12 protein-coding genes are annotated in these 15,182 nt (G+C 45.5%); 3 read left to right on the top strand and 9 right to left on the bottom strand.

Annotated features, from left to right (window positions below; all coding sequences use genetic code 11):
• Positions 1-599 precede the first annotated feature (599 nt).
• Positions 600-2,027 (bottom strand): cytochrome c oxidase accessory protein CcoG, encoded by a 1,428-nt coding sequence (gene ccoG, locus Q4Q54_RS18700; protein ID WP_311989234.1) that lies wholly within the window; start codon positions 2,025-2,027, stop codon positions 600-602.
• A 91-nt stretch (positions 2,028-2,118) separates the two neighbouring features.
• Here ccoG and Q4Q54_RS18695 point away from each other — a divergent pair, with 91 nt between their 5' ends.
• The 3 genes from Q4Q54_RS18695 (at position 2,119) to Q4Q54_RS18685 (ending at position 3,888) form a co-directional block, all read left to right on the top strand.
• Positions 2,119-2,469, top strand: a complete 351-nt coding sequence (locus Q4Q54_RS18695; RefSeq protein WP_220591558.1) for a hypothetical protein — start codon at positions 2,119-2,121, stop codon at positions 2,467-2,469.
• A 124-nt stretch (positions 2,470-2,593) separates the two neighbouring features.
• Entirely contained in the window at positions 2,594-3,499 is a 906-nt protein-coding gene (locus tag Q4Q54_RS18690) for a 1,4-dihydroxy-2-naphthoyl-CoA synthase (protein ID WP_006084758.1), read from the top strand.
• Between the two features lie 185 nt (positions 3,500-3,684).
• Positions 3,685-3,888: a DUF2061 domain-containing protein gene (locus Q4Q54_RS18685; RefSeq protein WP_006079349.1), complete on the top strand. Its 204-nt coding sequence runs from the start codon at positions 3,685-3,687 to the stop codon at positions 3,886-3,888.
• Positions 3,889-3,996: 108 nt separating this feature from the next.
• Here the strand turns inward: Q4Q54_RS18685 and glmS are convergent, their stop codons facing one another.
• The 8 genes from glmS to atpA all read right to left on the bottom strand — a co-directional run bounded on the left by glmS (position 3,997) and on the right by atpA (position 15,177).
• Positions 3,997-5,826 (bottom strand): glutamine--fructose-6-phosphate transaminase (isomerizing), encoded by a 1,830-nt coding sequence (gene glmS / locus Q4Q54_RS18680; protein ID WP_011848290.1) that lies wholly within the window; start codon positions 5,824-5,826, stop codon positions 3,997-3,999.
• A gap of 47 nt (positions 5,827-5,873) precedes the next feature.
• Positions 5,874-6,647, bottom strand: a complete 774-nt coding sequence (locus tag Q4Q54_RS18675) for a DeoR family transcriptional regulator (RefSeq protein ID WP_311989233.1) — start codon at positions 6,645-6,647, stop codon at positions 5,874-5,876.
• Between the two features lie 199 nt (positions 6,648-6,846).
• Positions 6,847-8,958, bottom strand: a complete 2,112-nt coding sequence (locus Q4Q54_RS18670; RefSeq protein WP_311989232.1) for a TonB-dependent receptor — start codon at positions 8,956-8,958, stop codon at positions 6,847-6,849.
• Positions 8,959-9,250: 292 nt separating this feature from the next.
• Positions 9,251-10,633 carry a bifunctional UDP-N-acetylglucosamine diphosphorylase/glucosamine-1-phosphate N-acetyltransferase GlmU gene (gene glmU / locus Q4Q54_RS18665; protein WP_006083847.1) on the bottom strand — a complete coding sequence of 461 codons (1,383 nt, stop codon included), beginning with the start codon at positions 10,631-10,633 and terminating at the stop codon, positions 9,251-9,253.
• A gap of 199 nt (positions 10,634-10,832) precedes the next feature.
• Positions 10,833-11,261 (bottom strand): F0F1 ATP synthase subunit epsilon, encoded by a 429-nt coding sequence (locus tag Q4Q54_RS18660; RefSeq protein ID WP_006083846.1) that lies wholly within the window; start codon positions 11,259-11,261, stop codon positions 10,833-10,835.
• A 36-nt stretch (positions 11,262-11,297) separates the two neighbouring features.
• Complete coding sequence (gene atpD, locus Q4Q54_RS18655) at positions 11,298-12,689, bottom strand: F0F1 ATP synthase subunit beta (protein WP_006083845.1); 1,392 nt, start codon at positions 12,687-12,689, stop codon at positions 11,298-11,300.
• 35 nt (positions 12,690-12,724) lie between these two features.
• Positions 12,725-13,585, bottom strand: a complete 861-nt coding sequence (gene atpG / locus Q4Q54_RS18650) for a F0F1 ATP synthase subunit gamma (protein ID WP_006084762.1) — start codon at positions 13,583-13,585, stop codon at positions 12,725-12,727.
• A 50-nt stretch (positions 13,586-13,635) separates the two neighbouring features.
• The gene (atpA, locus tag Q4Q54_RS18645) at positions 13,636-15,177 is read right to left on the bottom strand and encodes a F0F1 ATP synthase subunit alpha (protein WP_006083843.1); all 1,542 of its coding nucleotides are present in this window, start codon (positions 15,175-15,177) and stop codon (positions 13,636-13,638) included.
• Positions 15,178-15,182: the final 5 nt, after the last annotated feature.

The raw sequence follows: 15,182 nt of genomic DNA, 5'->3' as shown, positions 1-15,182 counted from the left end.
TGCTTCCGTCTTACGACTTCAGCGGCTCAATGAATTCTGATTTTTTGTTTCTCGCACTCTTTATAAAAGAAGTGTCGAAACAAACTGTACATATTGCTATGAACACTCATTGTTACATTGATTTAAATTTTTGACTGCCAACCCTAAGGTTAAGCAGTTTCGATTAACTCAACACCTGTGAGTGTCCACACAGATTTCTTGTTTTATCTTGTTAAAGAGCAACTCAATATCCGTAAGAGGACTTGAGTACCACACTGAGCGCCGAACGCTTCCAGTTGGCTAGGGCTGCGTATTCTACGCATTTCCCGTTCTGCGTCAAGGAGTTTTTGCAAACTTTCTCAACACTCATCAATCAGTAAACTCATCGATGAACTGTCACATCAGGCTGCTTAACGCTGTCTGCCGTGTCAGTGGATGCGCATTATAGGGAGATTGAGAAAGTCCGCAAGGGCTTTTTGTAGGAAAATAACGATTAAAGGTTTAGACGTTTACTTATCAAGCGATACGTATAAAAAAGGGGCTAAAAAGCCCCTTTATCTCGATTAAGTCTGGCAATCTTTATGAGTCTCACTCAATTAGATCATCATAAATACTGTTATCTATGGACTAAAGAAGCGAGATTCTTGCTCAACTTCGACTTCTTCACCGTCGATATGAGTTTTCACTTTTATCTCGATGTTAGTAACTGAACGAGAAAGCTCAACCGGATCAACCCCAACGCTAATGGGTAACGTTAATACTTCACCACCCGCAATAGTGACCGAAGTTGGACCGTACCATTTATAGTGGTCCAATCCTTCGACACTCATAGTGTATTCGTGGGATTGCTCAGTCTTATTAAGAATCTTCAAGGTGAAGGTGTTTTCAATCAAACCTTGGTTGTTCTCTCTATAGAGCTGGTTACGATCACGAATGATGTCCATACGCACAGGTGCTATGGTCGCACTGGAGTATATAAAGACTAATATCATCGCCATCAATACCACACCATAACCGACAAGCTTAGGTCGCAGCACTTTTTGCTTTATACCTTCTAACTTGTTCTCAGTGGTATAGCTGATAAGTCCTTTCTCGTAACCCATACGATCCATGGTTTGGTCGCAGGCATCGATACAAGCGCCGCAGTTAATGCACTCATATTGCAGACCGTTACGAATATCGATACCGGTAGGACATACCTGCACACATAAGTCACAGTCGATACAGTCGCCAAGGCCTAGCTCTTTAGGGTCATCTTTACGCGAACGCGGACCACGAGTCTCACCACGTTTAGTATCGTAACCTACGATAAAGGTATTCTTATCGAACATGGCCGCTTGGAAACGAGCATAAGGGCACATGTGGATACACATGATTTCACGCATCCAACCCGCATTGCCGTATGTGGCAAGTGTAAAGAACACGACCCAGAAGTAGATACCGCCAGAAGCACTAAGCGTAAAGACGTCGACATAGACTTCACGGCTCGGCACGAAATAGGACACAAAGGTCATCGCCGTCATCAGTGAGAGCAATAGCCAAGCCGTATGTTTTGCCGTTTTACGCCAGAGTTTGTCAAAGCTCCATGGCATTTGATCTAACTTAATGCGTTTATTGCGCGCACCTTCAAGTTTTTCCTCGAACCAGATGAACATAAAGGTCCATACTGTTTGGGGGCAAGTGTATCCACACCAAACACGGCCAAGATAGGTGGTCACAAAAAACAGCGCAAAGGCAGCGATCATAAACAACGCTGCGAGCAAGGTGAGATCCTGCGGCCAAATCGTTAAACCGAAGACGTGAAACTTTTGTTCGCCTAAGTTAAACCATACAGCTTGACGGTCGCCCCAAGGGATCCAAGGTAAAAGCAGGAAAAATAACATGGCAATCCAGCCCATGCGGCGACGTAAGCTACTCCACAAACCGTCGATTGCTCGGACATAAATCCGATTACGAGGGTTAAAGCGATCCGCTTTACTCGCATCTGGCTGGTGAATCTTAATTCGATTGGTTTTCGAATAGTCCTTGTTGTTAGATTCTGAGTTCATCGTTACAGCCTTTTACTGCTTTAATATTGGACGAAAACTAGCTTATTATACCCATATTCTTAATGGTTATTCACTTATGTTGGACTAAAAGATGAAAGGTTGGCTCATATTGGCGCTACTCGCGGGTGCTTTGTATTACTTATACACAGAAACAGATAAATTAGATGCTCCTATTGCAAAGACTGAGGCTATGGTCAAAAAAATAGAGAATAAAGTTGACTCTATGACGGGAACAAAGATCATAAAAATTGACCATCAATTGGCTAAGGTAAGAACCGACATCGTTGAGCGTTTATCAACATTAGAACTCGAAGCCTTTAATCAGATACCCATGACACCCGAGTCTATTGCCGACTTTAAAGCTAATTATTGCGGCACTAGGGCGCCTGAACATCCAGTGTTCAGTAAAGATAATCAGCTTTATCTCTGTGATCACCTCTAACCATCGCGGACTCATAGGCAAACGGGATTTTGCTATATAGCGCTAAGCTTTAGGCTTTGGTGATTGACCTTATATATGATTCCGCCTAGCCTTTGAGGCATTACAGCACAAAGGCCTATAAATCATGACCCAACAAGTATCAGACATTTTTGATCCCACCTTATGGGATGAAGTCAGTGGATTTCAATTTGACGACATCACCTACCACAGAGCCAAAGCCCACGGCACAGTTCGCATTGCCATTAACCGCCCTGAGTGCCGCAACGCCTTCCGACCTAAAACCGTTGATGAGTTATTTATCGCACTCGATCATGCGCGCCAATGGTCTGATGTAGGTTGTGTACTGCTTACGGGTAACGGTCCTTCGGCAAAAGATGGTGGCTGGGCGTTCTGTTCGGGTGGCGATCAGCGTATTCGCGGCAAAGATGGCTATAAATATGAAGGCGCCGAAGAAGGCAAAGCCGATCAAGCCAGAATGGGCCGCTTACATATATTAGAAGTGCAACGCTTGATCCGCTTTATGCCTAAAGTGGTCATCGCCGTTGTGCCGGGTTGGGCGGTAGGTGGCGGCCATAGCTTACACGTAGTATGCGACTTAACCTTAGCCTCGAAAGAACACGCGATATTTAAGCAGACTGATCCCGACGTAGCGAGCTTCGACTCAGGTTATGGCAGTGCGTATCTTGCCAAGATGATAGGTCAAAAACGTGCCCGTGAAATCTTCTTCTGTGGTTTTAACTACAGCGCCGATGAAGCCTTCGACATGGGGATGGTCAATAAATCCGTTCCCCATGCAGAGCTAGAAACCGAGGCATTAATGTGGGCCAAAGAGATTAACTCTAAGTCGCCTACAGCGATGCGTATGCTGAAATACGGTTTTAACATGACAGACGATGGTATGGTCGGTCAGCAATTATTCGCCGGTGAAGCGACGCGTTTAGCCTATGCGAGTGCCGAAGCGCAGGAAGGGCGCGATGCCTTCCTAGAGAAACGTGATCAAGATTTCTCCGCCTTCCCTTGGCATTACTAGTTTATTAGCAGCGCTTTAATTTACTGCTAGCAACCCAAAGCCCTCCAGAGTGAGGGCTTTATGTTTTTTACAACGGATAAATAGATTAAACCGTTTAAACTAATCTGAAAACACGGCTTTTAATTTTAATGAGAATTGTTATCATCTAAGTATTCCAGCTGGGAGCCTATTTAGAGGACAAGATCATGACTAAGACACTTACTTTTGCCGTACTCCATTTTAGCGTCGCTTTTACCGTAACCTATTTATTAACCGGCAGCGTGATCGTCGGCGGCGCAGTGGCCTTAGTTGAACCCGCGATTAACACAGTGGTGTTTTACTTCCACGACAAAGTATGGAAACGCATTGAGGCAAAAAAGCAGCACGAGCTAGATGCCATTCCAGCATAGAAAGCTAAGCCACCAGCATTTGCTATTGCTGTAAGTTAAGCGTCGTTTTGTCATGAATCTAAATGAAAAAACCGCCAATAAAGGCGGTTTTTATTTAAATGCTTATATTTATTCTACTGTTACAGATTTTGCTAGGTTGCGTGGTTGATCCACGTCGGTACCTTTGATCAACGCAACATGGTACGACAATAGCTGTAGCGGAATAGTGTAAATCAGCGGCGCCATAAAGATATCGCAGTGTGGCACTGGTATCACTTTCATCGTGTCATCCGACTCGAACTCGGCATCCACATCGGCAAACACGTACATGAGTCCACCACGTGCACGCACTTCTTCGACGTTCGATTTCAGTTTTTCGAGCAATTCATTGTTTGGCGCAACGACAATCACAGGCATATCGGCATCGATAAGCGCTAATGGGCCGTGTTTTAATTCGCCAGAGGCATACGCTTCAGCATGAATGTAAGAAATCTCTTTCAGCTTTAACGCGCCTTCCATCGCAATCGGGTATTGATCGCCACGGCCAAGGAATAAAGCATGGTGTTTATCGGCAAAATCTTCAGCCAATTCAGCAATCGCAGCATCTAGCCCTAAAGCTTGTTCCACTTTAGCTGGCATAGATTGTAGGCTTTGAGTGATTTGGGCCTGCATTTGATCAGACATACCATTGTGGCGACCGATCACCGCAGTCAACATTAATAAACCAGCAAGCTGTACAGTGAAGGCTTTAGTGGATGCCACGCCAATCTCTGCGCCGGCTTTCATCATGTAAGCCATGTCAGATTCGCGAACCAGTGACGAACCTGGCGCATTACAAATCGTCAATGTGGCTTTGTAACCCATTTCTTTCGCTAAGCGCATGGCCGCTAAAGTATCTGCAGTTTCACCAGATTGTGAAATCGTCACCAATAGGCTATTTGGGAATAAGTGCGACTTACGATAACGGAATTCAGAGGCAATTTCGACGTTACACGATACGCCAGCCCAATCTTCTAACCAGTAACGCGCCGCCATGCCCGCATGGTAACTAGTACCACAGGCGATGATTTGCACATGTTTGATATCTTTTAAAAACTCAGCAGCGTTGTCACCAAAAGCCGTGTCTAGCACTTGCTTATTAGCAATACGACCTTCAATTGTGCGCGTCAGTGCCAATGGCTGCTCGTAAATCTCTTTAAGCATGTAGTGGCGATATTCGCCCTTATCACCAGCATCGTGAGTAATTTCAGATTCTTTGACTTCACGCTCAACGGCATTACCGTTTAAGTCGAAAATACTCACGCTGCGACGGGTTACTTCGGCCACATCACCTTCTTCTAAGAAGGCGAATGAACGAGTCACAGGTAAGAGTGCCAGCTGATCTGATGCGACAAAGTTTTCACCTAGACCAAAACCAATCACTAAAGGACTACCAGATCGAGCAACAACCAAGCGCTCGCTATCGCGGCGGTCGATAACAACAGTGCCATAGGCGCCTTCGAGTTGTTTAACTGTGGCTTGCACGGCAGAAAGCAAAGTGCTGTTAGTTTTCAGCTCATGGTGTACTAAGTGACAAATCACTTCGGTATCGGTATCTGAGCTAAATTTATAGCCTAAACCTTTTAGCATCTCGCGCAGTTTATTGTGGTTTTCAATAATGCCGTTGTGCACCACCGCGATATCACCTTCCGATAAATGCGGGTGAGCATTACGCTCACTCGGTTCACCGTGGGTCGCCCAGCGAGTGTGTGCGATACCGGTTCCGCCCGCTAATGGGTCAGTTTCAAGCGCTGCTGAAAGCTCTTGTACTTTGCCAACGCGGCGCGTGCGATTGAGTTCACCATTGTGAATAACGGCAACGCCTGCGGAGTCATATCCGCGATATTCTAAGCGGCGTAAGCCTTCTACTAGAATTTCAGCCACATCCCTTTGCGCCACGGCGCCTACGATTCCACACATAGTCTTTACCTATAAATTAAAAATGAAGTTGTTAAGTTATTTTTTACTCACTCATGAGCGTAGGGCGCTAGCATGACTCGCACGCCCTGATCTGAAATTTGTTTTAGCGCACTCTTGTCGATACGATCATCGGTGACCAACACACTGACTTTGGTCCACGGCAACTCTAAGTTAGGGATCCGCTTGCCTATTTTGTCTGAATCCACCATAACGATCACTTCACGGGACACTTCGGCCATGACTTTGCTTAGGCCAGTTAACTCGTTAAAGGTGGTAGTGCCGCGTTCAAGATCGATACCATCGGCACCGATAAATAGTTGATCGAAGTTATATGAGCGCAACACTTGCTCGGCGACTTGACCTTGAAAGGATTCAGAATGCGGGTCCCAAGTTCCACCGGTCATCAATAAGGTTGGCTCGATTTCAAGTTCATGGATGGCATTAGCAAGGTGCAGCGCATTGGTCATGACCACCAGCCCGCGCTTATCGTTTAGCTGTTCAATCAAGCCAGAAGTCGTAGTGCCGCTATCGATAATAATGCGATTGTGATCTTTAATCAGCTGCGCGGCGGTTTTCGCAATAGACAGCTTATTAGGCGCGATTTTGGCAGAAAACTGTTGGGTCACTTCGTCAGGAATAGCTACGGCACCACCGTAACGGCGCAGTAGCAGGCCCGTTTTCTCAAGCGCTGCCAGATCTTTGCGAATCGTCACTTCTGAGGTTTCAAAACGTAACGACAGTTCATCAACACTCACTTCACCCTGTTCGTTCAATATGGTGATTATGCTGTGGCGACGCTGCTGTGTGTTTCGTTTGTTCATAAAACCTTTCAGGTAAGTTTCGATTCGAAAGATGCATTATAGTGAAACGAAACTTTTTTGCTAGTATTCGAAACACTGTTTCGCATGTTCCGGCGTATTTTTTATCGTTCTGTAATAGTGAACTTAAACATCAGCCAATAAAAAAGCAGCTTGCCCTTTAAGGACAAGCTGCTTTAAATGAATTTAAAACCTAATAAATTTAAAACTTAGCTTCGACAGCAACACTAAAGTTACGGCCTTGGCCGATAGTGACCATATTGTACTGACCACCATCAATATAATCAGTATCAAATAGATTTCTAACGTTGGCACGAAGGCTCACATCTTTACCCATGATATCCATAGTGTAGGCTGCACCTATATCGAAACGCACATAGCCGTCTTTAGTAATGCTGTTATCTTTATCGGCGAAGCGCTCACCCACATAAATAGCACCAAAGTTCATCGCAAAATTGTCAGTCACTTCGTAACGGGTCCAGATATTAGCCGACCACTCAGGCGCATCGACGGGAGTTTTACCATCTAAGATTTTCCCATCGATCTTGCCAGCACCCGTTTTATATTCGGCATCTAAATACATCATAGAAGAAGTCACAAACCAGCTATCGCCTAACTGACCTTGGGCACCAACTTCAAAGCCACGGTGCTTCTGTTCGCCACCTTGAGTGGTGATATCAGTAAAATCACCTATTGGTGAGGATAACTTTTCTGAAATAGTGATGTTCTCAAGTGTAATATCGAACACTGCAGCGGTTAATAACAGACTATCGTCAAACAATTCCCACTTAGTGCCCACTTCATATTGAATACCGTATTCTGGCTTTAAATTAAGCTTATTATTTACATCATACTCGTTATTCACAGTACCTTTTGGCGTGAAGCTCTTTGAATAATTAACGTAAACGCTGCCATTAGTCATAGGCGAGTAAATCACCCCAAATTTAGGCGATACGGCATAGCTGTTTTCACCTTCACCGTCTTTCTTCTGTTCGTCGTAACGTACGCCAGCGAGCAACTTCCATTGTTCGTTAAGCGTCATTAAATCCTGCAGGTAGAAACCGTAATACTTATAGGTACTCGCATTGCCTTTGGGTTTTGTGTGGTAATCGAGAGCAGGTTGAATAACTTGCTGCCCAGGAATAACCGTTTGAGCTGCCCCACGGTGAATTTGTTGCTGATAGAAATAATCGAGATAGTTAGCCCCAATCAGCAGTTGATGCTGCATTCCCGCCAATGCAAATTCACCGGTGAAATCGGCATAAGCGGTTTTATGCTGCCAATCGTCGTAACGATCGAATGGCTTGATGCTATAGCCTTTGGTGAATGGGTCTTCTGTATATTGCGGCGCAGAATCAAAACGTTGGCGATTAAACTGCTGATCGTTATAACCCGCTTTGACTTTCCAGTTGTCACTCATATGCCAAGTCAGATCGGCACCTAAGTTTGACACTGTATTGTCAGTAAAGGCCCAAGGCGCATCCCAAACGGTTTTACGTTCGCCAATGACATTACCTTGTTTATCTAACCACCCACCCGCATCGATACCTGCTTTATCTTGGGTATGGTCGTATTTAACCGACAGTAACAAATCGTCACTTAGGTCAAATTCCATATTGAGATAACCTAACCAGCGATCGCGCTCTTGGTTCTCATCATTGGCGGAATACTCACGCCAGTATTTTGTGTCTTGCTTCACTAACACACCGCGGTAACGAATACTTTGTGCTTCGTTTAAACTGCCACCCGCATCGAGCTGTGCACGGGTAGAACCGTAGCCATCGGTATCAATACCTAAGTTAAGCATTGAATCATAGGTTGGTTTCTTAGTGACCATATTCACTAAACCACCAGGGCCAGATTGACCATACAACATGCTCGAAGGGCCTTTTAACACTTCGACTTGCTGCAGGGTTTCGATGGGTTGTACGTAATGGGACCATTGCTGATGGCCATTGATGAGATAACCATTACCAGAATCTAACTCGAAGCCACGGATGCTAAAGACTTGGCGGTTCCAGCGTGTCGTTCCTGCCGTCACGCTCGAATCGTTAACTAACACTTCAGCGAGGTTAGTAGCTAGCTGTTCGTCCGTGACAAAATCTGGGATTACATTAACAGACTGTGGGGTATCCATTAAGTCGATATCACCGCGCATGGCGCCTGATGCTGTACCCACTTTATAATCGTTAAAAGTGCGGCCTGTGACATTAATGCGCTCGATATTTGCGTCGCTAGCCACCTCTGCCAACACAGGCATAGCCATTAATGCCGAACCTACGGCCAAACCTAAAACTGAATATTTAAATACCATTGCCAACACCTCAATTAGACCTTTTAGACCTTTCGTCTTAGAATTGCAGGCAATATAAATGAGAAGTGTTTTTATTTAATCTTCTTTACACGAATTTACAATTAGCTGTGATATAGATCTAAATCTGTTTAAAACCAATAAATTGCAATTACCACAACAGGATTAACTCAACCTTAATTGCGTGACTTTTATTGTTTCCATCTGAATTAAACGAATCGAATTTCCAACCATCTGACTAAATATAAAAGCGGCACATGGCCGCTTTATAGATACTCAGTTGAGTTAAATAAACTTACTTTTTAATTTTGACTGGACGTTGCCAACCCGTCAGGTGCTTTTGTTTAACACGGGTAATGACTAACTCATTTTCACCCACATCGCGGGTAATGGTTGAGCCAGCGCCTAAGGTTGCGCCTTTACCAATAGTGACAGGTGCCACCAGCTGAGTGTCTGAGCCAACAAAAACATTATCTTCGATAACGGTAAGATGCTTATTCGCGCCATCATAATTACAAGTAATAGTGCCAGCGCCGATATTAACGCCATCACCTATAACGGCATCGCCTAAATAGGCTAAGTGTCCAGCCTTAGAACCCACGCCGATAACCGCTTTTTTCACTTCAACAAAGTTACCTATGTGCGCATCTTGCTTAAGCTCTGCGCCGGGACGCAAACGGGCAAATGGACCAGCACTGGCAGCAACGCCAAGCTTAGCACCTTCGATAATAGAGTAAGGTTTGATCTCAGCGTTATCGGCAATCTCACAATCAATTAAAATCGCACCTGCACCAATAGTGACATTATTACCTAAGGTCACTTTGCCTTCGAATATCACGTTGATATCGATCATCACATCCATACCGACAGTGACGTCACCACGGATATCGATACGGCTTGGGTCGCGCAGGTTCGCTCCCGCCAACATCAGTTTTTCGGCTTCACGGGCTTGGTAAGCGCGTTCAAGTTGCGCCAGTTGCACGCGGTTATTAGCGCCTTCCACTTCAATCGCAGATTGTGGTTGGGCAGTATCAATAGCAACACCATCAGCGTGCGCCATGGCAATAATATCCGTTAGATAATATTCTCCTTGGGCATTGTTGTTGGATAAACGGCTCAACCAAGCTTTAAGTTGTTTACCTGGAACGGCCATGATGCCGGTATTGATTTCGTTGATCAGTAGCTGCTCTGCTGTAGCATCTTTCTGCTCAATAATACCAACGACTTTCCCTTGTTCTTGACCTTCACAAGGAGTACGGACGATACGACCATAACCCATAGGATTGGCTAAATTAACAGTTAAGATGGCCACGCCATTTTCAGGACGGGCAGCGAGTAAGGCTTCAAGGGTTGATTGTTGAATAAGCGGCACATCGCCATAAAGAATGAGCACAGTATCATTGTCAGCAATATGCGGGCTCGCTTGCGCAACCGCATGACCCGTGCCTAATTGCTCAGCTTGCAATACCCAGTTGAGTTGTTGCTCCCCTAAGCTGGCTTGTAGCTTGTCAGCACCATAACCGTAGACTAACTGAATCGCGTCACTACCCACTTTATGGGCGGTATCGATGACATGTTGCACCATGCTCTTGTGGGCGATGGGATGTAATACCTTAGGAAGATCAGAACGCATCCGTGTTCCCTTGCCAGCCGCTAAGATCACTACATTTAATGCCATTGCTATATCCTTGAACAAATACCCAAGAGGGTGAAAAAATTACGGTCGATTTTGTGGCGCAATTTTAACGGAAAGCACATCGAAAAGCGAAGCGGATAGTGAGAAGAAGAAATCAAATACACACGACAGCAAACGTTTATCCAAATTTCAGTCACAAAAAAGGCGACCTTATGGTCGCCTTTTTTCACAAACAATAACCTTATCTGGCAATGTTTTTCTTGATGGTTTCAACAACACGTAATTGAGCCATAGCCTTAGCTAGTTCAACCATAGCCGCGTCATAATTGAAGTCAGCACCTGCATTTGCCATATGGGCTTCTGCACGACGCTTAGCTTCTAATGCCGCTTGCTCATCAATATCTTTGGCACGCATAACCACATCAGCCAATACGGAAACAGTAGAAGGTTGAACTTCCAGAATACCACCTGAAAGGTAAAACACTTCTTCACTGCCGTCTTGCTTGACGATGCGCGCCATGCCAGGTTTGATATAACTCAGCAAAGGAGCATGGCCATGCATTATGCCCAACTCACCTTCTGAACCAGTCACTTGCAGCGAAGCTACACGACCAGAGAAGATTTTGCTCTCTGCACTTACTATATCAAGATGTACTGTCATGGCTGCCATCCCGTTCTCCTTAAGAAACTAAGTATTGCTACTTAGTTATTTCTTTTTGTTCGCTTTCTCGATGACTTCATCGATTGAGCCAACCATGTAGAACGCTTGTTCTGGCAGGTGATCAAACTCACCGTTCAAAATACCCTTAAAGCCACGGATAGTGTCTTTCAGAGAAACGTACTTACCAGGAGATCCAGTAAAGACTTCTGCTACGAAGAAAGGCTGAGACAAGAAACGCTCAATCTTACGAGCACGGAATACAGTTGTTTTGTCTTCATCAGACAATTCATCCATACCCAGAATCGCAATAATATCTTTCAGCTCTTTGTAACGTTGCAGTACAGTTTGCACGCCGTTAGCAACATCATAATGTTCTTGGCCAACAACCAATGGATCTAATTGACGTGAAGTCGAATCCAATGGGTCAACCGCTGGGTAAATACCCAGAGAAGCAATTTGACGTGACAGTACAACAGTCGCATCTAAGTGAGCGAAGGTTGTTGCTGGTGACGGATCGGTCAAGTCATCCGCAGGTACGTATACCGCTTGTACAGAGGTAATAGAACCGGTCTTAGTTGAAGTGATACGTTCTTGCAGAACGCCCATCTCTTCAGCCAATGTTGGTTGATAACCTACCGCAGAAGGCATACGACCTAACAGTGCAGATACTTCAGTACCGGCCAAGGTATAACGGTAGATGTTGTCAACGAACAACAGTACGTCACGACCTTCGTCACGGAACTTCTCTGCCATAGTCAGACCAGACAGTGCAACGCGCAAACGGTTACCTGGAGGCTCGTTCATCTGACCATAAACCATGGCCACTTTGTCGAGAACGCCAGAATCTTTCATCTCGTAGTAGAAGTCGTTACCTTCACGAGTACGTTCACCTACACCGGCGAATACAGAAAGACCCGAGTGGGCTTTAGCGATGTTGTTAATCAGTTCCATCATGTTAACTGTTTTACCAACACCCGCACCACCGAACAAACCAACTTTACCACCCTTAGCGAATGGACAAACAAGGTCAATAACCTTGATGCCAGTCTCTAATAGTTCAGTAGAGCTTGATTGATCTTCGTATGAAGGAGCTGTACGGTGAATAACATAACGCTCTTCTTCACCGATTGGACCCGCTTCATCAATAGGCTCGCCTAATACGTTCATGATACGGCCAAGAGTGGCGGTACCAACAGGAACAGTAATAGGTGAACCTGAGTTTACTACTTCAAGACCACGACGCAGACCGTCAGAAGAACCCATAGCGATGGTACGAACTACACCACCACCTAGTTGTTGCTGAACTTCCAGCACCAAACCATTACACGGGCCTTCACCTACGATTTTCAGAGCGTCATATACTTGAGGTACGGCATCTTGTGGAAACTCTACGTCCACAACCGCGCCAATCACTTGGACAACAGTACCTGTGCTCATGATTAATCCTCTAAAACTTGTATTCGTTACCTAACCTAAACCGCAGAGGCACCAGAAACAATTTCCGACAGTTCTTGCGTAATCGCAGCCTGACGGGCCTTGTTATAGACCAGTTGCAAGTCGTTGATAAGCTCACCAGCGTTGTCTGTTGCCGACTTCATCGCCACCATACGGGCAGCTTGTTCAGAGGCAATGTTTTCAACAACACCTTGGTAAACCTGAGATTCTACATAACGGACCAATAAGGTATCCAAAAGTGCTTTTGGATCTGGCTCGTAGATATAATCCCAACGATGAGCAGTTTCATCATCTTCTGATTTAGGCAAAGGTAGCAGCTGCTCGATCACAGGAGTCTGCGTCATAGTATTCACAAATTTGTTAAATACCACGTACAGACGATCCAGCTTGCCTTCGTTGTAAGCTTCTAGCATGACACCGACTGTCCCGATCAAGTCAGCGAGCTTTGGAGCATCGCCTAAACCTGAAGCGTGAGCAGACACTTGTCCACCGAAGTTTTTGAAAAACTGCACACTACGTGCGCCGATTGGGCAAAATTCAAATTCTGCACCTTGGGCTTTCCAGCTTTTCACGTCTGCGATAACCTTTTTGAAAAGGTTAACGTTCAGACCACCACAAAGGCCACGGTCGGTTGCCACAACAATGTAACCAACCCGCTTAGCCTCTCTCACCTCCAAATAGGGGTGTTTATACTCGAGAGAACCTTGCGCTACGTGACCGATCACCTTACGCATGCTTTCCGCATATGGACGGCTCGCAGCCATGCGTTCCTGCGCTCTGCGCATTTTGCTGGCTGCCACCATTTCCATGGCGGACGTGATCTTCTGAGTGTTTTTCACACTCGCGATCTTGGTTTTAATCTCTTTAGCGCCGGCCATCTCTACTCTCCAATCTGGACCTGAGGTGTCTTAAGACACCTCTATCATTGTTACCAGGTTTGGGTTGCTACGAACTTGTCGAGGCCAGCTTTTAATTCAGCTTCGATATCAGCGCTATAATCGCCAGTATCATTGATAAGCTTCATTAAAGGAGCATGCTCGCTGTTCATGAACGAGAGCAGAGCGGCTTCGAAATTACCGACCTTATTCAGCTCAACACTCTTCAGGTAACCTTTTTCAGCTGAGAAAATAGACACAGCTTGAGCGGCTACGCTCATTGGAGCATATTGCTTTTGCTTCATCAGTTCGGTAACACGCACACCATGCTCAAGTTGAGCACGTGTTGCATCGTCAAGATCAGATGCAAATTGCGAGAACGCAGCAAGCTCACGATACTGTGCTAGTGCGGTACGAATACCACCAGACAGTTTCTTGATGATCTTAGTCTGAGCCGCACCACCAACACGAGAAACAGAAATACCTGGGTTAACCGCTGGACGTAGGCCAGAGTTAAACAGATCGGTCTCAAGGAAGATCTGACCATCGGTAATAGAAATTACGTTGGTCGGTACGAATGCAGAAACGTCACCCGCTTGCGTTTCAATAATAGGCAGCGCGGTTAAAGAACCGGTTTTGCCAGTTACTGCACCTTTAGTGAACTTCTCTACATAAATCGCGTTAACGCGTGATGCACGCTCTAGTAAACGTGAGTGTAGATAGAATACGTCACCTGGGTAAGCTTCACGGCCTGGTGGACGCTTGAGCAGTAACGAAATTTGACGATAAGCAACTGCTTGCTTAGACAAATCATCGTATACGATCAAAGAATCTTCACCGCGGTCACGGAAGTATTCACCCATAGAACAACCAGAATATGGCGCTAAGTATTGCAGAGCAGCAGCTTCAGAAGCCGTAGCAACAACAACGATAGTGTTAGCTAACGCACCGTGTTCTTCTAGCTTGCGCACTACGTTAGCGATAGTAGAAGCCTTTTGGCCAATCGCAACGTACACACATTTAATGCCAGAATTTTTCTGGTTGATAATTGCGTCGATCGCCATAGCTGTTTTACCAGTTTGACGGTCGCCAATGATCAATTCACGTTGACCACGACCGATAGGGATCATGGCATCAACGGCTTTGTAACCAGTTTGAACTGGTTGATCAACAGACTGACGTTCAATAACACCTGGTGCGATAACTTCAATTGGCGAGTAACCATCGTTATCGATAGGTCCTTTTCCGTCAATTGGCTCACCTAGAGTGTTAACAACGCGGCCAAGAAGACCGCGGCCAACTGGAACTTCCAGAATACGGCCAGTCGTTTTCACTTTTACTCCTTCTGCTAAATCAGCATAAGGACCCATTACTACGGCACCGACAGAATCACGTTCAAGGTTCAACGCGATTGCAAAACGGTTACCAGGCAGTTCGATCATCTCACCTTGCATCACATCGGCTAGGCCGTGGATGCGGATGATGCCGTCACTTACCGCAACGATAGTACCTTCGTTACGAGATTCGCTAACGACTTCGAACTGCTCGATCCGCTGCTTAATCAGATCGCTGATTTCAGTGGAATTCAGTTGCATGCTCA

Origin of the sequence: Shewanella sp. SP2S2-4 (assembly GCF_031932025.1) — a bacterium.
Classification (GTDB): Bacteria; Pseudomonadota; Gammaproteobacteria; order Enterobacterales; family Shewanellaceae; genus Shewanella; species Shewanella baltica.
This window is presented reverse-complemented; position numbering and strand designations above follow the sequence as displayed.